This is a genomic window from Thiocapsa roseopersicina (assembly GCF_900106925.1).
Taxonomy (GTDB): Bacteria; Pseudomonadota; Gammaproteobacteria; order Chromatiales; family Chromatiaceae; genus Thiocapsa; species Thiocapsa roseopersicina.
Window position 1 is genome coordinate 513,311 of the sequence record NZ_FNNZ01000001.1, and the last position, 18,388, is coordinate 531,698.

Here is an 18,388-nt window from a genome sequence, read left to right on the forward strand (position 1 = left end):
ACCGCCTCGGATCGGGGCTGGATTGTTGCGGGCGCGGCGTCGGCGTGGTTGCGTGTCGGCACCGGGTGGAGCCGACTCATTCGACAGGGTCAGCCCCGTGCGCGCACTTGCGTTTGGTACTATGATACAAACTGTCGCTTTTGGGATGCCTGTTGTTGTAATTCGTCAACGAATAAACCGGCTGCTTTTGCGGTGTCGATTCGTCGCGGCTCCGAGGTCGTGTCGGGTTGTTTTTGTCGATGCTCGAGGGGGCAAGTTTGGATCACGCGGGAAGAGGTCGAGCGGTGCAGTCGATCGATGCAGCCCGGCCCCCGATTGTGCGCTCGGGAGCCGGCGCATGGCTGATGCTGCTCGCCCTGATGCTGGCCGCCGGCAACGCGCTTGCGATGAGGCTCGACGTGAAGGTCACGGGCCTTGCGGGCGAGCAGGAGACGAACGTCCTCGCCTTGCTGTCGATCCATCAGGAGCGCGCCGAGGCGGATCTGACCCCCGCCCGTGTCGAGGCGTTGCACCGGTTGGCGCCCGATCAGATCCGCGATGCCTTGGCACCCTTCGGCCTTTATCAGGTCGAGGTCACGGACCGGCTCGAGGTGCCTCCCGATCCGAACGGAACCTGGGTTGCGACCTACGCGGTGGTCCCCGGACCGGCGGTGAAGATCGGTCGCGTCGAGTATGCGGTCACCGGTGAAGGGGCCGATGACCCTACCTTTCCGAAGACCTTTCCGATGCAGGTCGGCGACGTCCTCCTCCACGCCAAGTACGAGGCGGCCAAGTCGGATCTGCGCTCACGCGCCTCTTCGGGCGGTTACCTGGACTACAATCTCCTGCGCCACCGCGTCCTCGTCGATCTGGTTGCCTATGAGGCGATCGTCGAATTCGAGCTGGAAACCGGGCCCCGCTATTACCTCGGCAAGGTGTCCTTCAAGCAGGATCTTCTGAACGACAAGTTTCTGCGCTCCTTCGTGAATTTCGAGCCCGGGGTCGTCTACGACCCGAATCTCCTCCTTGCGCTGCAGGGGCGGCTGCTCGGTACCGAGTACTTCAGCGACGTGGAGATCGTGCCCCGCAAGGATGCGACCGGCGACGACACGCTGGTGCCGATCGAAGTGGTCGCAACCCGCAACAAACGTGATAAGTACCGCATCGGTGCGGGCTTCACGACCGATACCGGCCCGCGGGTCAGTGCGGATTGGCGTCGTCGTTACGTCAATCAGTGGGGACACAACTTCCGAACCGAGCTGCAGCTCTCGCCCGTGCTCTCCCAATGGAGCTTCGACTACCGGATTCCGATTCAGGATCCGACGCGCGATTACATCATCATCAAGCCCCAGTCGACCTGGTCCAACATCAACACGCAGAAAGGCTGGCTCAATTCGGTTCAGGTTGCGCACTCGACACTCACGCCGAGCAACTGGCGCCGCACCGTCGGCATTGATTACACCTACGAGGATTACGAGATCAGCGACATCCAGACCGGGATCTCCTCGGAGCTGGCGCCGAACATTTCCTGGTCGAAGACCGTCGCGGACGACCCGATCAATACCAAGCGCGGATACCGAATTCGGTACGGTGTCCTGGGCGCGGTCGAGGGCCTGATCTCGAATGCCTCCTATCTGAGCGCCGCCTTGCAGCTCAAGTGGATTCACGGCTTCGCTGACAAGTACCGCTTCATCACCCGAGTCGATCTGGGCGCGACCCTGGCGGAAGATCTGACCGAGCTCCCGGCGAGCCGCCGCTTCTTCACCGGCGGCGACAACACCATCCGCGGTTGGGGCTACAACTCTCTGGGGCCGACCGAGCCCTTCAACGACGATACCGTCGGCGGGCGCTATCTCGGGGTCGGCAGCCTCGAGCTCGAGCGCACCATCCGCGGCCCCTGGAGTGCCGCCGTCTTCACCGATTTCGGGAACGCCTTCGATCCCGACTACGAGAACAAGTTTCAGCAGAGCGTCGGCTTCGGCGTGCGTTGGGCATCGCCCATCGGCCAGGTACGCGTGGATCTCGCCTTGCCGTACACCCAAAACGACTACGAGATCGGTGACGGCTGGCCCCCGGCACGCCTCGTCTTCGTCATCGGGCCCGATCTGTGAGCGAGACAGATACCGCTGCGCTCCCCACCGAGGGACCCGCGCCGGCCGAGCCGACGCAGGCCGCCCCCGCGCAGACCCGGCAGCGTCGGCGCGTCCGGCCGCTGCGCCTGATCCTCGGGCTGCTCGTCTCCTTGACGTTCCTGTTGGTCCTGATGCTGGGGCTGGTGCTCGGGACCCAGACCGGACTGCGCTTTGCGATCGGGTTGGTGGAGGACTTGGTACCTGGTGTTCTGAGCGTCGAGCGCGTCGAAGGGCGCATCACGGGTCGGTTGACACTCGATCGGCTCGCGATCACGGTTGCGGACTTCGAGATGCGTGCCGGCAGCATCGGTCTGAGCTGGTCGCCCGTTGCCGCCCTTCGCGGAGATCTGCCGATCCAGGTGCTCCGGATCCATGACCTGGATCTGGTGTTGCCGCCGAGTCCCGAAGAGCCCAAACCGCTCGTCCTGCCCGACATTGCCTTGCCGCTTCGCATCGAGCTGCACGAGGCACAGGTCGAGCGGCTGCGTCTCTTCAAGCACGGCGAGGCCGAGCCCTTCTTCGTGATCGAGGATGCGATCCTATCCGCGAGCCTGCGGGGCAGCGCGCTCGATATCACGCGCTTGGAGGTGGTGCTGCCGACCCCGCGGCTTGCCGCGCGCGCCTTCGGTCGGGTCGAGCTGAGCGGCGACTACCCGTTGGATCTGGACCTCGACTGGGAGATGACGCAGCCCCCCGCGATCGCCCTGCAGGGCTCGGCGCAGCTCACGGGTGATCTGGCATCCTTGCAGGTCCGACACCGTTTGAGCGGCTCGGCGCAGGCGGATCTGGATGTTCGTGTCGACGACCCGCTCGGCGAGCCGGCTTGGGACGGTCGGCTGGAGATCCTCGGCGTGGATCTGCCCGATTTCGGGTCCGATCTGCCCGAGGTCACGGTGACCGGCAGTCTCGAGACGCAGGGTGATCTCGACAAGGCATCGGTCTCGGGTCAGCTCGATGCTCGCGCCCCGCAGCTGCCGGATTTCGGACATCTCGCCGTCGTGCTGGATGTCGGTTGGGCCGAGCGGGTCCTGGAGATCCGCAACCTCGCGCTGACCGAGCAGGTCTCCGATGCCCTGCTGAATCTCACCGGCCAGGTCGATACGGGCGCGACGCCCGGTCGCTTCGCGCTGGCCGGTCAATGGGAGCGCCTGCGTTGGCCTCTGAGCGGCGATCTGCTGGCCGAGTCGCCCCGCGGGACGCTCGATGTCTCGGGTGCCTTCGATGCCTTTGAATATGTCCTCTCGCTCGCTGCACAGGGTCCGGACATTCCTGCGCTGACGCTGGATCTGAATGGTACGGGCACGGATTCGGGAACGCGCATCGACGCCATGAAGCTCGCCCTGCTCGACGGCGAGCTGCTCGGCGAGGGCGAGGTGGCCTGGTCGCCCGGCCTGAGCTGGACGCTGAGCCTGAACGGCAAGGATCTAAATCCGGTTGTCTTGGTGGAGGGGTTCGAGGATCGACTCTCGTTTCAACTCTCGAGCGCGGGCGGATTGGACGGGTTCGAATACGATCTGGCCGCCCGCTCGGTCGGCCCCGGTCTGCCGCCTTCCCAGCTACGCCTCGGCGGTCGGGGGGACCGTCGCGAGACCCGGATCGAGACCCTGACGCTCGACACGCTCAACGGGCGTATCACCGGTCTTGGCACGGTCGGTTGGGACCCCGTGGTCTCCTGGGATGCGAGCTTGGACGCCGCGGGTCTGGATCCGGGCACCTTTGCCTCCGCGTGGCCCGGCAATCTCGGTGGCCGACTGACGAGCCGAGGGATGCTCGAGCCTGCGGGGCCGAACCTGGTCGCCGCCATCGAACGGTTCGAGGGCATCGTGCGCGGTTATCCCGTCGTCGCCTCCGGCTCGGTCACCATGGTCGGGGAGACCATCCGGATCGAGGGGCTCAATGCGGCATCCGGTCCCAGCTCCTTGCAGGTCGGCGGACAGATCGACAAGGCGCTGGACGTGAGCTTCGATCTGGAATCCTCCGACCTCGCCAGCTTGGCGCCCGAGGCCAGCGGCAGTCTCACCGCCCGCGGCAAGGTCTCGGGACCGCGCGAGGCGCCGCGGGTCTTGCTCGATCTCTCGGCGCGCGATGCCGAGTGGGCAGGGCAGGGGATCGCCGGCCTGAAGGGGACACTGGATCTGGGCCTGTCTCCCGAGGATCCCTTCGAGATCCGGCTCGACGGCACGCGGCTGATCGCCGGCGATATGACCTGGGAGACGCTCTCGGTGCGCGGCGCGGGCCGGATTCCGGATCATCGTCTCGAGCTGACGCTGAAGGGTGAGCCGATCTCGGTGACCTTCGAGGGTTCCGGCGGGCTTGCGAGCGACGGGGCCTACAGCGGGCGGATCGCGCGTCTGGATCTCGACACGCCGACCTTCGGCGACTGGGCTTTGCGGCAACCGAGTCCGGTCTCCATTGCCGGTCCGAGGATCGCCTTCGGCCCCTTCTGCATCCGCGGGCCGAACGGCTCCGGCGGCTGTGCCGAGCTCAATCGCAGCTCGGTCGAGCGCGCGGTCGGGAGCCTGGATTTCGCCTTGGCCGATTTTGCACTGCTCGGGCCACTGGTACCGAGCAATCTCTCCCTCAGCGGCAATGCCGGCATCAAGGGACGCTTCGAGATTGCCGGCAACATCCTGAGCGGCAACGCAACCGCCGAGATCCCGCGAGGCTCGATCCAGGTACTGATGGGCGGCGGCCGGAAGGAGACCATCGATTTCTCGGGGGCGCGTCTCGGTCTGGATGCCGGCGCACGTGCGCTTTCCGCCCGACTCGGTCTCCCGCTCGAAGGGCTCGGGCGAATCGACGGGACGCTCGATCTCGCGGGCTGGCGGCTCGACGCCCCGGCGCGAACCGGTCAGCCGCTCGCCGGCACCCTGCGCGGCGAGATCCGGGGACTCGATCGGGTCGCCAATCTGGTGCCCGACATCACCGGGATGACCGGCGGCGTCGAGCTTGACCTCGGGTTGCGCGGCACCCTCGGTGCACCGGCGCTGCGGGGCGATGCGCGGGTCCGGGATGTCGGCTTCACGGTGCCCTTGGTCGGGCTGAAGGTGGCCGGCCTCAACATCACGGCCACCGCCCCGGCGGTCGACCGGATGGAGCTGCAGGGCTCGGCGGACGTCGGCGGCGGCCGCCTCGAGCTGACAGGCGACGCGCGTTTCGGGGGCGGCGGATTCGCGGCACAGGCACGGGTGTCGGGCACGAATCTCAAGGTCGCGGATACGCGCGAGTATTTCGCCCTGGTCTCCCCCGACATCGATTTCGAGGCCAATTCGAAGGGGGCGCGTCTGAGCGGTGAGATCAAGATTCCCGAGGCGCGGATTCGACCGCGCTCCATCCCCGCCGGGGCGCAGACGCCGTCGAGCGACGTCGTCATGTTGGATCGCGAGCATAAGGAGGCGTTTCCGCTCGCCATCGATCTGCGTTTGATCCTCGGCGATCGGGTCAGTATCGACGGGTTCGGCGTGCGCGGACGCCTAGCCGGGGAGCTGGCCTTGCTGCAGACGCCCGGACGCGACATGCTGGGTAACGGTCAGTTGCAGATCATCGACGGCCAATATCGGTTGACGACCGGGTTCGGCATTGCCGCGGAGATCGGCGCGCCGCTGAACATCGTCCAGGGCCGCATGATTTATGCGCGCAGTCCGATCGACAACCCCGGGCTCGTGATCCAAGCCGAGCGTGACGGCGGAGCGACCGTTGCCGGTGTCCAGGTGCTCGGGACCTTGCGCGATCCCAAGCTCGCCTTCTTCTCCGAGACCGATCCGGGGATGACCCAGGCCGAGGTGATGAAGTTTCTCTTGACCGGCGTCGCTCCGAGCGCGAGCGGCGATGCGGCGAATGCCGGTCTTGCGGTCGGGACCTATATCGCGCCGAAGATCTTCGTGGAGTACGAGAGCGGCATCGGCAACGAATCGGGTGGTGTGCGGATGCGATACGATCTGACAGACCGAATCGAGCTTCAGACCGAAACCGGCGGCAATCAGGGCGCCGATATCTTTTACACGATCGAGCGATGAGCCTTTCACATCCGAAATATTGGCCGAGCTGGTTCGTCGTCGCCTTGGTCTACGGGCTCGGCCGATTGCCCTTCCCGCTGATTTGGGCGCTCGGCACCGCCCTGGGGCGCCTGAGCTATCTGTTTGCCGGGTCGCGGCGCCTCGTCGGGCGGCGCAACCTCGAGATCTGCCTGCCGGAGGCGACCCCGCGCGAGCGCGAGCGCATTCTGCGTGCGCAGTTCGGCTGGCTGGGCGTGGCGGCCTTCTGCCAAGGTGTGGGCTGGGGTGCGTCGCGTGCGCGCCTGGCCCGCGTGGTGAAGATCCGCAACCGCGAGCGCATCGATGCTTACATCGCCGAGGGACGTCCGGTCATCGTCCTGGTACCGCATTTCGTCGGCCTCGAGCTCGGCGGTGCCGCCTTTACCGCGCTGGTCCACTCCGGCGTCTACATGTACCAGCGGATCCGCAATCCGGTGGTCGACCGGCAGGTGCGGCGTGCGCGTCAGCAATACGGCAGCGTCTCCATCGAGCGCCATGACGACCTGCGCGGTCTGGTGCGCGAGATGAAGAAGGGGACGCCATTCTTTTACCTGCCGGATCAGGACGGCGGACGGCGCGGTCTCTTCGTGCCCTTTTGCGGGGTCGCGGCCTCGACCGTGCCGATGCTGGGGCGTTTCGCGGCCATGACAGGCGCTGTCGTCATTCCGACCTTCGCCCGGTTTCTGCCCCGGGGACGCGGCTTGGAGCTGATCTTCGATCCGCCGCTGGAGAATTTTCCGAGCGGGGATCGTACGGCGGATACCCTGCGGATGAACCAGGTCATCGAGGCGCGCATCCACACCATGCCGGAGCAATATTTCTGGGTACATCGTCGCTTCAAGACCCGTCCGCCCGGCGAGGCGCCCATCTATCCGGCCAAGCGACGTCGGCGATGAAGCTCGACCCGGACAAGGAATCCGGCAGCAAAGGCGTTCGGGAGACAGGCGAGGGCGGCGCGCTGCGTATCGGTCGCGCGCGCGACTGGGTGATCGGCGCGGCGCTTCTGGCGGCCCTTGTGATGGCGGTCGAATGGACGGTCGGATGGGGGCCGCTCCTCGTGCCCTGGCGCACGCTGTCGCCGCTCCTGTTGCTCGCGCTCTTCGGCCTGACCGCACTCAGCTACGTGCTGCGGGCGGTGCGGGTTTACGACTATTTCGGGTCTCGGTTTCGCGGCTGTTTCCCGACCGTCCTGCGCCTGAGCATGCTGCACAACACCGCGAACAATCTTTTGCCGATGCGCGCCGGGGAGATGGTCTTCCCCTGGTTGATGCGGCGTTACTTCGGTCACGGCTTTCTCGACGCCGCCGCGGCCTTGCTCTGGATCCGGATCCTGGACCTGCATTTTCTGGCCTTGATCGGCATCCTGATCCTCTACTTGCGTGATCCCTCACCGATCTGGTGGTGGGCGGCGTTGGTGTGGCTCGGTGGGCTCCTGCTCTTTTTACCGCTGCGGGGCCTGGTCTCGGACTCGAGGGGACAGTCCGGCAGCGCTCTTGCGGCGAAGCTGATCCGGCTCGTCAGACGTGTTCTGGGCGCCGCTCCCGCACAGCCCGGGATCATCGCCCGCGTCTATCTCTGGACGGCACTGACCTGGACCCTCAAGTTCACGGCCTTCGCGGTGCTGCTCGAGCACTTCCTGCCGGTCGAATTCTGGCGTCTGCTCACGGGCGTGATGGGGTCGGAGCTCTCGAGCGTGCTGCCCTTCCACGGCATCGCCGGCAGCGGGAGCTACGAGTTGGCGGTTGTGGCGGCCCTTGCACCCTTGGGCGTGGATCCGAGCCTGGCGTTGGCCGGCGCGGTCAATCTCCATCTCTTCCTGCTCGGCTCGACCCTGGTGCTCGGAGGCTTGGCCTTGCTGCTGCCCAAGACCTCGGTGCGTGCCGGTGCCGACCCGCCGCGCGGGAGCCGACTTGGGCGATCGTGAGACCCGGGTCGAGCCGACGGGGTCGAGCGAGAAAAACGCAAGACCCTTGGCTGTTCTCAAGATTGAATCGCCCCCTGTTGCAGTGCACAATAATGACCCGACTTGAAGGTCTGATGACAGCCCTGCGCCTCGGCACACGACAGAAGTCCATGATCCGTGCAAGGCTGTCGCATCCCCGAGACCGCAAAACCCCGGGGCGATACAGGTGTCGAATCGGCCGGGCTTGGGTGGCCCGGCGCGCGGCCGGCGCATCATCGTAGGCGCATCACCAAAGGTTAAAGAATGCAAACAACAAGACCTGTATTCCTGGATCTGTGGCGGATCAAGCTGCCGATTCCGGGTGTCGTTTCCATCCTTCATCGCATCAGCGGCATACTGATGGTCCTCGCGATCCCGCTCGCAGCCATCCTCTTCCACCAGGCGCTCTCGGGACCCGCGGGGTTCGAGCAGGTCGCAGGAATCCTCGACGTCTGGCCGGTGAAGCTGATCCTGCTGGTGTTGGCTTGGAGCCTACTGCATCACCTCTTTGCCGGGATCCGCTATCTGCTGCTCGATCTGGGCCTCGGGCTGGACCGCCCGGCAGCCCGGCAAAGCGCTTGGACGGCGCTGATCGCGGCGATCGTCGTGCTGCTCATCGGTGGAGGGCTGGCGTTATGAGCCGACAAGCATCCGGTCTCATGGCCTGGGTCATTCAGCGCGCCACGGCCGTCTATCTGGCGCTCTTTCTGACCTATCTCCTGATCCAGTTCGCCTTCGACGCCCCGGCCGACCATGCCGCCTTGGTCGCTTGGGTCGCTCATCCAGTCGTCGCGCTGGGTCTCGTGCTCCTCGTGCCGCTCTTGCTCGCCCACGCCTGGGTCGGCATCCGCGACGCTCTGATCGACTATGTGCATGTGCTCGGCCTGCGGATCGGTCTGCTGACCCTTGTCGCCTTCGTCTTCATCGCCTCGGGCCTTTGGGCCTTCAAGGCCATCATCACCGCGGGTCTGCAGGGGTAATCCAGGCATGGGAATTCCAACACGCCATTTCGACGCACTCATCATCGGTGCCGGGGGCGCAGGTCTGAACGCCGCGCTTCAGCTGGCCAGCGCGGACCTGCGCGTCGCCGTCGTTTCCAAGGTGTTTCCGACGCGCTCGCACACGGTCGCCGCCCAAGGCGGGGTGAACGCCGCGCTCGCCAACATGATGCCGGACTCCTGGCACTGGCACATGTTCGACACGGTCAAGGGGTCGGATTATCTGGGCGACCAGGACGCCATCGAGTTCATGTGTCGCGAGGCCATCCCGACGGTCTATGAGCTTGAGCACGCCGGCGTGCCCTTCTCGCGCCTGGACAACGGCAAGATCTACCAGCGCCCCTTCGGCGGACAGAGCCAGAACTTCGGCGGCGATCAGGCCGCACGGACCTGTGCCGCGGCGGACCGCACCGGTCATGCCATCCTGCACACCCTCTATCAGCAGAACATCCGCGCGCGCACCCACTTCTTCGACGAGTTTTTCGCCATCGACCTGGTCCGCGACGCCGAAGGCATCATCTGCGGCGCCCTGGTACTTGAGATCGAGACCGGCGAGCCTCTCCTGATCGAATCCAAGGCCACCCTGCTCGCCACCGGCGGCTGGGGCCAGGTCTTCCGCACGACCTCCAACGCCCACATCAACACCGGCGACGGTGCCGCGATGGCCTTGCGCGCCGGCATCCCGCTGATGGACATGGAGTTCTTCCAGTTCCACCCGACCGGCATCGCCGGCAAGGGGATGCTGATCACCGAGGGCACGCGCGGCGAGGGCGGTTATCTCGTCAACAAGGACGGCGAGCGCTTCATGGAGCGCTATGCCCCGCGTGCCAAAGACCTGGCCAGCCGCGACGTGGTCTCGCGCGCGATCGTCACCGAGGTCAAGGAAGGGCGCGGCTGCGGCGAGAACGGCGACTACGTGATGCTCAAGCTCGACCATCTCGGCGAGGCGGTCATCTCCAAGCGTCTACCGGGTATCCGCGAGTCGAGCCAAATCTTCGCCGGCTGCGACCCGGTCATCGAGCCGATCCCGGTCTTTCCGACCGCACACTATGCGATGGGCGGCATCCCGACCGATCGCTTCGGTCGGGTCGCCATGCCGGCGGGTCACGGCTCCGAGGAGGTCGTGGTGGGACTCTACGCGGCCGGGGAGTGCGCCTGTGCCTCGGTGCACGGGGCCAATCGGCTGGGCGGGAACTCGCTGCTCGACATCCTGGTGTTCGGGCGTCTGGCGGGCAAAGACATCATCGAGTATGTCCGCGAAAACCCCTATCAGCGCGCAGTGGACTCCGCGAGCCTGGATCAGGCCATGGGCCGTCTGGGGCGCTGGGAGCAAAAAGGCGACGGCCCCACGGTCCAGCAGCTGCGTGCCGATTTCCGCAAGTGCATGGAAGACCACGCCGGCGTCTTCCGAACCGAGGAGATCATGACCGAGGGCTACAACAAGCTCTGCGAGCTGCGCGACCGGCTCCCCGAGGTGCGTCTGACCGACCACTCCAAGGTCTTCAACACCGCCCGGATCGAGGCGTTGGAGCTGGAAAACATGATGGATGTCGGCATGTCGATCGCCGTCTCCGCGCTGCATCGCCAAGAGAGTCGCGGCGCCCACTCGCGGCCCGACTACCCCGCGCGCGACGACCAGACCTGGCTCAAGCACAGCCTCTACTACCGGGAGGGCGATCGCATGGACTACAAACCGGTGCGCACCAAACCCTTGACGGTCGAGTCGTTTCCGCCGAAGGAACGGGTTTATTAGGGTTCAGGGCTAAGGGCTCAAAAACAACGAATTCAGGTGCGTTATGAAGATCAGCGTCTACCGCTACAATCCGGACACCGACACCAAGCCTCGGATGCAGCACTACGAGGTCAAGACCTTCCAAGGCATGATGCTGCGCGATGCCTTGCTCGAAGTGAAGAAGCAGGACGAGAGTTTCAGCTTCCGTCACTCCTGCGGCGAGGGGGTCTGCGGCTCCGACGGGGTCAACGTCAACGGACGCAACGTGCTCGCCTGCATCACGCCCATCACCGAGCTGAAGGAGCCGATTCAGGTCCGCCCCTTCCCGGGCCGCCCGGTGATCCGCGATCTGGTCGTCGACATGACGCAGTTCTACGAGCAATACCGCGCCGTCAAGCCCTATTTGGTGCGTAAGGATCCGCTCCCCGAGCAGGAGATCCTCCAGTCGCCGGAGGAGCGCGACAAGCTCGACGGTCTCTACGAGTGCATCCTCTGCGGCTGCTGCTCGACCGCTTGCCCGTCCTTCTGGTGGAATCCCGAGAAGTTCCACGGCCCCGCGGCCCTGCTGCAATCCTGGCGTTTCCTCGCCGACAGCCGCGACCAGGCGACCGAGGAGCGGCTCGACGCGCTCGACGGTCCCTACAAGCTCTTCCGCTGTCACAGCATCATGAACTGTGTCGAGGTCTGCCCGAAGGGTCTGAATCCCACTCGCGCCATCGGCAAGATCAAGGATCTGATGCTGGACAAGGGTGTGTAAGGCTCCGGTGACGACTGAATCGACATCCGAGACCACGGCCATGACCGACGCCTCCCGGCAGGCGTCGGACACGGAGCTCGAGATCCGACGGCTGCGCTGGCAATGCCGGCGCGGCATGTTGGAGCTTGATCATCTCTTGGATCGCTTCCTGGATCTCGGCTTCCGCGATCTAAGCTCGATCCAACGCCTCGACTTCGTCCGCCTGCTTGCCGAGCAGGACCAACGTCTCAGCGACTGGTTCATGTCCCGCGCCGAACCGCCGGATGTCGCGCTGCGTGATCTGGTGCAGCACATCGTCGCGGTCGTGCGTGAACGGCCCGGCGGGTCGCCCGACTTGCAGGGGTAGCGTATCGATCGCATCATCTCCTCGCTCTCGAACGGCGCGGCAACTCGAGCTCGCAGGCCGGACCCGGGATCATCTCGCTCGAAGGGCAAAGAGCCGTACCCAAGGCCGACCATCATTGGAGGAGACAACGCATGATCGATATCCGCTATCCCATTGCCGGGCTGCTTGTGGCCACGTCTCTGTGGATCGTCCACGACCGCAGCAACCAGGCCGGCGAGTCGAGTCCCGAGCCTGTACAGCCGCCGATCGCGGCGTCGGGGGGCGACTCGCCCGTGACTGCCGCCGGATCCCCTCCCGCTGCAGCGATTGATCCGGCACCGGCTCGACCATCCGCTTTGCCTCCGATGGTTCATCCCGACGACAACCCAGCGACGCCGGAGAAGATCGCGCTCGGGAAGCAACTGTTCGTCGATCCGCGCCTCTCGGGCAGCGGCGAAATGGCGTGCCAGGGCTGTCATTATCGCCATCTCGGCTGGACCGACGGGCGGACACTTTCGCCGAAGGACAACGGGGAGCTGAACACGCGGCATACCCCGTCGCTGTACAACACGGGTTACCAGACCGCCTGGTACTGGGACGGCCGTGCGACCAGCCTCGAGGGGCAGGTGTTGGCGGCCTGGAAGGCCCAGATCAACGCCGACCCGGAACAGGTCGCGCCGATCATTCAGGCGGTCCCCGGATATGCCGCCCAGTTCGAGACCGTCTTCGGCGGCCCGGCCACACCGGAGACGATCGTCAAGGCGCTGGCAGCCTACCTGCGTACCAAGAACAGCGACGAATCGCCCTGGGACCGCCACGAGATGGGCGAGGCCGGGGTGGTCACGCCGGACGTCATCGCCGGACAGGCGCTTTTCGTCGGCAAGGCCGGATGCGTCGCCTGCCACTCGCCGCCCTATTACGGCAACAGTACCTTCTACAACGTCGGCCTTGAGCACGGAAAGGAAACTCCCGACCCGGGACGCTTCAACGTGACCAAGGACGAGGCGGATCGTGGCGCATTCAAGACGCCTTCGCTGCGTTCCGTGGTCTTGAGCGCACCCTATTTCCACGACGGCAGTGCGCCCACGCTCGAGCTGGCGATCCGCTATATGGCCTCCGGCGGCAATCCGGACCCGAACAAATCCGAGCTGCTGGTCGACCGCGGTCTGACCGATACCGAGATCTTCCAGCTCGGTGCCTTCCTTCGGGCGCTCACGAGCCGCGAGACTTGGGACATGCCCGAGGTTCCATGATCTGACTGGGTTCGTAATGGGCGCTCACCGCGAACGTCCGCCGCTCCTGATCCGCCCGGGGGTTTCCCGGCGGTTCGCCTGGTTCGTCGGGCTGACCCACCTCGCGGCGGCAGCGGTGATACCGGCGCTCCCCGGCGATCCGCTGTCGTTGCTTTCGCTGCTCCCGGTAGCCTTCAGCGCGTTCTACATCGGCTACGTCGATGTCCTACGGCGCGCACCTTGGTCTATACATTCGGTCCTCTGGGAATCGGCCGGGACTTGGCGGATCCGATTCGTCTCCGGCGTCGAGCGCGAGGCGAGCCTGTGTCCGGCCACCTTCATTGCCCTCCCGCTCGTCGTGCTCAACTTCCGGTTCGGCCTCCTGCGCCGCCGCACACTCCCGGTCTTCCCCGACGCGCTCGATCCGGAGCAGCTGCGCCGCCTGCGCCAGCGACTCCGCATCGAGGGTGCGGCACGGGATCGCGCCTCCGATGTGTCTTGACGAGCGGCCGACCTTGCCTGCGGGGTTCGGTCTCGTTCTCGGGCGCCGCCCGGCCGCATCACCATAGCCGCATGCTCGGGTATGGACTATGCTCAAGCTTCACGTCTCGATGTATATCGATCGCGAAATGCAGTCCGCGGAGCTGCCATGGCGACGACCTTGCGCTTCACACCCAATCTGTACCGATACCTCGATTGCCCGGATACCTCCGTCGCGGGCGCGACTGTCCGGGAGACTCTGGATGCCTATCTTCAGGCCAATCCCCGCGCGCGCGGCTTCCTTCTGGATGATCAAGGTGCCGTGCGCATGCATGTGGCCATCTTCGTCAACGAGACACTGATCCGGGATCGCACCGGCCTGTCCGACCCGGTCGGTGAGGGCGACGAGATCTTCGTTGCCCAGGCGCTTTCGGGAGGTTGAGATGAGCGACCGACTGCTGGTCGGGACCCGCAAGGGTTTGTTTCGGATCGAAAGGGGCGAGGGCGAACGCTGGGTGATCGCCAAGACCTGGTTTCTCGGGGACCCGGTTTCGGCTGTGCTCGCCGAGCCGGGCGGTGCCCGGCTTCATGCCGCCTTGGAACTGGGGCACTTCGGGGTCAAGATGCAGCGCTCGGAGGACGGCGGCGAGACCTGGAGCCAGGCCGCATCGCCGACCTTCCCGCTCAAGCCGGAGGGTCTCGAAGACAAGGACCCCATGCGCGGCGTCGATGTCCCCTGGAGCACGCAGCTCATCTGGACCCTGGAGTGCGGCGCGCCCGGCGAGATCTGGTGCGGGGTCATCCCCGGCGCGCTCTTTCGCTCGACCGACGGCGGCGAAAGCTGGCAACTCTCCCGCGCCCTATGGGACGAGCCGCGTCGCAAACAATGGATGGGCGGAGGCTACGATTTCTCGGGGATCCACTCGATCCTCGTGGATCCGCGCGACCCACTGCACGTCACTGTCGGGGTCTCGACCGGCGGGGTTTGGACGACCCGCGATGCGGGGGGCAGCTGGGAGCTGATCGGATCGGGTCTGCGCGCCGAATATCTACCGGAGGCCATGGCCGGCGACCCCTTGGCTCAGGACGCGCATCGCATCGTCCAGTGTCCGGCACACCCGGATCGTCTCTGGATGCAGCATCACAACGGGATCTTCGTCAGCGACGACGGCGGAGCGATCTGGCGCGAGCTGACCGATGTGCCGCCTTCGAGCTTCGGCTTCGCGGTTGCGGTGCACCCGAGCGACCCGGATACCGCCTGGTTCGTCCCGGCCACCAAGGACGAGAAGCGCTTTCCGGTCGACGCGCATCTGGTGGTGACGCGCACCCGCGACGGCGGGGTGCATTTCGAGGTGCTCGATCGGGGGCTGCCGACAGAGCCTGCCTACGACCTCGTCTATCGGCACGCCTTGGAATGCTCGCGCGACGGTCTGCGCTTGGCGTTCGGCAGTACGACCGGCTCGCTCTGGGTGAGCGAAGATCGGGGTGATTCCTGGCAAAACATCAGCCGGCATCTGCCGCCGATTCTGTGCGTGCGCTTCGCGGAGTAACTCCCGGCAGAAAGCGCAGGTCAAGGACAATCCGGGGTCGCACGAGCCCGAGGCGATGGCGACTCACTCGGTACGCACTTCGACCTCCTCGGTCCATCTGAGTGAGGGGGGGCCGGGCGGGATATCCTCGAAGCTGTCACCCTCCGCGGCGATGGCGAACTGCGGGGGTGCCTCGGGGCCGCCGGACCGGGGGGCGGGGTTGAGATAGGCGACCCCGAGCCAGCCCGGGGCCAAGAGGGCGGGGGCCTTTGGCTCCATGCCGCTCCTTTCCATGGCCTCCGGGCTCATTGCGTAGGAGCGCACGTCGATGGTGTCCCCCGGTTTTAGCGGGGAGGTGGAGCGCAGCACCGAGATGACCTCCATGCGGTAGAGCACATCGTAGCGCTCCTCCTGAACCGGGGGCACCTGCGCCTCCAGCACCCGGACTTCAAGCTGTGCCGCAGCTCCCGCCTTGAGGTCCTGCTCCGCTTGGGCGTTCCCCCAAAGGACCGAGAGGCCAGCGATGACGGCGACGGTCGCGATCCGAATCGAATGAACCTGGAACATGGCATTCTCCTCTTCAGTTGACGACAACCACCGCGGCCTTGACCTGGCCGCGACGGGTCCCGCTTCCAGTCTAGCCCAAGGTTCGCAGATCCGTGTCTCGCCGCCGTCCCGACTGTGGTCGGACGTGCGGATCACCTGTGCGGCGACCCTGGAAGCGACGAATGGGGCAGGGCAGTCGGCGCGTCGGTCGAAGAATGCACGGGGCGGCTTCGCCTCAATGCGTTCCGAGCCGCCGGGTCTTCACCAGATCCCCGCGATAATCGACGAAGTCCATCATGTGGGCGCCGAGGCGCGCCGCGTAGTCCTGCGGCGTCGGCGTGTTGTGCGGATCGACCTCGCGGTCGTAAGCCAGATCCGGTTCGACCATTTCCACCGTCACATAGGCGAGCAGACCCTCGGCGATCAGATTGGCCGCCTCGCATTGCCACTGCGGGCGTTCCCGGTCCAAGAGCGCCTGCTGATCCTCGGCGAGCGTCCCCGCGCGCAGAGCCGCCCAACTGTCGACCAGCAGTCGGATGAGATCGTCTTCGGTGGGGTCCAGGTCGTTCATCGGGCTCCGAGGTGTGCAGGGTGCGGTTGCCGGCGATTCTAGACCCTTCCGACGCCTCCATGTACTGACAAGAGCCCGGTGAAACGGCGATCGAAATCGAATTGTCAGCTCTCGTTGTCCATCTTCGCTTCTCCTGACCCGGAGCAATTCGCAGGCTCCGAATTCATCGATCGGTCACCTCCGCGTCAGGAACCCTTCACCCTCGACGCTTAGCCTTCGCGCCTGTCCTTTAGGTTCTCGGCCCATCCAAGCCGGAGGGATCGGCGATACCGCTTGCCATTGACCTATGAGCACTGTCGCCGGCTCGGCGATCCGTCGTGCCGGTCGGCAACCTACGCCACCGGAAGCGTTCTCGCTGAACATCGAACCAGGGACAAGGACCAGTCGTCGTCAACGTGGAGATACCAAATGAATAGACGTGAGTTTCTGACCTTCGGCTCGATGGGCCTTACCGGCCTCGCCCTGAGCGGGAGCAATTTGTCTTGGCTGATGCGCGAAGCATCGGCTGCGAATCTCAAATCCGGCAAGCCCTGGAAGTTCGGGGTTATGGCGGACACCCAGTGGAAGGCCACGGCCGATCCGCTGAACCCAGCCACCTGCGCCGTCGAGATCATCGAGACCCTGAACCGACAGTTCATCGACGCAGGGGTCAGTTTCGTCGTTCAGGTGGGTGATCTGGTGGACAAGGAATACTGGGTCAATCCTCAAACCAGTGTGCTCGAACGCACGCTGCCGTACCGCGCCGCAGCGGCGCAGACGCTCTACGACAACGGAATCGGCTTTTTCCCCTTGCGCGGCAACCACGAGGCATCGATCACGGCCGCCGCCGAGCTGCCGGCGCTGTTTCCTCAGACCCTGGGGGAGGGACACAATCTGTTCGGCGTGAGCAGCGTCGTCGCCAGCGACAAGCTCAACCTGCAAGGGCTGAGCTACGCCTTCGACTTCGAGAACGTCCGCATCGTGATGATCGACCAGTTCACGCGCCGGGATGGGTCCGTCAACGGCAGTACCAACGACAATGCCGTGGATCAGGTCGATTGGGTGGACGCGGTACTGGCCGATCGTCCCGCCGACAGCCATGCCTTCGTCATGGCCCACAAGAACCTGATTGGCCAGAATCACGCCGACTGCTTGTTCGGGTCGAATGCGACAACGAACCTCGATGCCCGCAATCGATTCATCGGCAGCCTGGATCGCAACCGGGTCGGCGCCTTTCTGGGCGGCCATGATCACATGCATCATCGTTCGCTCATCGCCAGCCCGGATGTCTCCGCCGTGGCGGAGCAGATCATCTGTGCCTCGAACAGCTACAAGTTCTACACACCCAGGTCGACGCCCAACGATATCCAAGGCTGCGAGACCGTTGTCGCCCATGAGCTGTACACCATCGGCTACTACATCTTCACGGTGGACGGTCCTTGTATGACCGTGGAGTTCTATTCCTCCAGCCATGGTGCCGATTACGGCGATGTCGATCTGGCCTATGGCCCCGGCGAGCACGTCTTCCACCTCCGCGAGCGCTTCGGCTACAGTCTCAACGGCAAGTCCTTCGATGTGGCCAACGGCGAGTCCTACAGCATCGTGGAAGACAGCTTCGGGAGCACCGAGGCGCGGATCCTCTCGGGCACCAACGAGACGCTCGCAGAGGACGTCGAGTCTGCCGGCCGCCCCTTGGCCAAGACGGTCAAGACCGGGTGGCGCGAGACACCGCCAGACTCGGCCAGCGCCATCTTCAAGCTGTGGGGAATGACGGACAATCTGAGCCTCTACGACGAAGCGCTCACCGGGCTTCTGCCCGACAGCCCCGGGCCGACGGTCTCCGACACCTATGTGCTCTCGCTCTCCTACGATGGCACCAAGGTTCCGGCACCGAAGTTGCGCACCGGGCACTTTTGTCTGCGTGCCAAGGACGACAAAGGCCGCTGGGTGCCGGCCGTCGATCGCAACGTGGGTGGAAACAAGCGATTCGTCTATGGTCGCTGGAACGGCAGCCACGGCTTGGGCACCTACGGGGTGGATCCGGACACCCGAACAGTTTGGGCGGTCCTCAATCGTGACGGCGAGTTCGTGGCCTTCACCGGTCCGGAAGGCCCAAAGGCCTGATTCGAAGTGACCCTTTCAGGCCGTCACG

At 65.3% G+C, this 18,388-nt stretch carries 16 protein-coding genes; 14 read left to right on the forward strand and 2 right to left on the reverse strand.

The features are described 5' to 3' along the window. The first annotated feature begins 344 nt into the window (after positions 1–344). The 13 genes from BLV04_RS02360 (at position 345) to BLV04_RS02420 (ending at position 15,161) form a co-directional block, all read left to right on the forward strand. On the forward strand, positions 345–2,090 hold the full coding sequence (locus BLV04_RS02360; RefSeq protein ID WP_245731678.1) for an autotransporter assembly complex protein TamA: 1,746 nt from the start codon (positions 345–347) through the stop codon (positions 2,088–2,090). Then, on the forward strand, positions 2,087–6,127 hold the full coding sequence (locus BLV04_RS02365) for a translocation/assembly module TamB domain-containing protein (RefSeq protein ID WP_093027684.1): 4,041 nt from the start codon (positions 2,087–2,089) through the stop codon (positions 6,125–6,127). The genes BLV04_RS02360 and BLV04_RS02365 overlap by 4 nt, the downstream gene beginning before the upstream one ends. Then, positions 6,124–7,041 carry a lysophospholipid acyltransferase family protein gene (locus BLV04_RS02370; RefSeq protein ID WP_093027686.1) on the forward strand — a complete coding sequence of 306 codons (918 nt, stop codon included), beginning with the start codon at positions 6,124–6,126 and terminating at the stop codon, positions 7,039–7,041. The genes BLV04_RS02365 and BLV04_RS02370 overlap by 4 nt, the downstream gene beginning before the upstream one ends. Further along, complete coding sequence (locus tag BLV04_RS02375) at positions 7,038–8,069, forward strand: lysylphosphatidylglycerol synthase transmembrane domain-containing protein (RefSeq protein ID WP_093027688.1); 1,032 nt, start codon at positions 7,038–7,040, stop codon at positions 8,067–8,069. Before BLV04_RS02370 ends, BLV04_RS02375 begins: the two co-directional genes overlap by 4 nt. Before the next feature lie 282 nt (positions 8,070–8,351). Next, positions 8,352–8,726 (forward strand): succinate dehydrogenase, cytochrome b556 subunit, encoded by a 375-nt coding sequence (gene sdhC / locus BLV04_RS02380; RefSeq protein WP_093027690.1) that lies wholly within the window; start codon positions 8,352–8,354, stop codon positions 8,724–8,726. After that, the gene (gene sdhD / locus BLV04_RS02385; RefSeq protein WP_093027693.1) at positions 8,723–9,067 is read left to right on the forward strand and encodes a succinate dehydrogenase, hydrophobic membrane anchor protein; all 345 of its coding nucleotides are present in this window, start codon (positions 8,723–8,725) and stop codon (positions 9,065–9,067) included. The genes sdhC and sdhD overlap by 4 nt, the downstream gene beginning before the upstream one ends. A gap of 7 nt (positions 9,068–9,074) precedes the next feature. Next, positions 9,075–10,838, forward strand: coding sequence for a succinate dehydrogenase flavoprotein subunit (gene sdhA, locus BLV04_RS02390; protein ID WP_093027695.1), 1,764 nt, complete (start codon positions 9,075–9,077; stop codon positions 10,836–10,838). A gap of 43 nt (positions 10,839–10,881) precedes the next feature. Continuing rightward, positions 10,882–11,574 (forward strand): succinate dehydrogenase iron-sulfur subunit, encoded by a 693-nt coding sequence (locus BLV04_RS02395; protein ID WP_093027697.1) that lies wholly within the window; start codon positions 10,882–10,884, stop codon positions 11,572–11,574. Positions 11,575–11,614: 40 nt separating this feature from the next. Then, a complete protein-coding gene (locus BLV04_RS02400) occupies positions 11,615–11,920 on the forward strand; it encodes an FAD assembly factor SdhE (RefSeq protein ID WP_093027699.1) in 306 nt (101 codons plus the stop codon). Between the two features lie 131 nt (positions 11,921–12,051). After that, a complete protein-coding gene (locus tag BLV04_RS02405; RefSeq protein WP_093027701.1) occupies positions 12,052–13,152 on the forward strand; it encodes a cytochrome-c peroxidase in 1,101 nt (366 codons plus the stop codon). Between the two features lie 16 nt (positions 13,153–13,168). Then, entirely contained in the window at positions 13,169–13,633 is a 465-nt protein-coding gene (locus tag BLV04_RS02410) for a protein YgfX (protein WP_093027703.1), read from the forward strand. 147 nt (positions 13,634–13,780) lie between these two features. Continuing rightward, a complete protein-coding gene (locus BLV04_RS02415; protein WP_093027705.1) occupies positions 13,781–14,053 on the forward strand; it encodes a MoaD/ThiS family protein in 273 nt (90 codons plus the stop codon). A 1-nt stretch (position 14,054) separates the two neighbouring features. Continuing rightward, entirely contained in the window at positions 14,055–15,161 is a 1,107-nt protein-coding gene (locus BLV04_RS02420; RefSeq protein WP_093027707.1) for a sialidase family protein, read from the forward strand. Between the two features lie 63 nt (positions 15,162–15,224). Here the strand turns inward: BLV04_RS02420 and BLV04_RS02425 are convergent, their stop codons facing one another. Together BLV04_RS02425 and BLV04_RS02430 are read right to left on the reverse strand one after the other, a co-directional pair. Beyond that, a complete protein-coding gene (locus BLV04_RS02425) occupies positions 15,225–15,707 on the reverse strand; it encodes a hypothetical protein (RefSeq protein ID WP_093027709.1) in 483 nt (160 codons plus the stop codon). 214 nt (positions 15,708–15,921) lie between these two features. After that, complete coding sequence (locus BLV04_RS02430) at positions 15,922–16,257, reverse strand: hypothetical protein (protein WP_093027711.1); 336 nt, start codon at positions 16,255–16,257, stop codon at positions 15,922–15,924. Positions 16,258–16,665: 408 nt separating this feature from the next. Between BLV04_RS02430 and BLV04_RS02435 the strand changes: the two genes are divergently transcribed. Continuing rightward, entirely contained in the window at positions 16,666–18,360 is a 1,695-nt protein-coding gene (locus tag BLV04_RS02435; RefSeq protein ID WP_093027713.1) for a metallophosphoesterase family protein, read from the forward strand. Positions 18,361–18,388 lie beyond the last annotated feature (28 nt).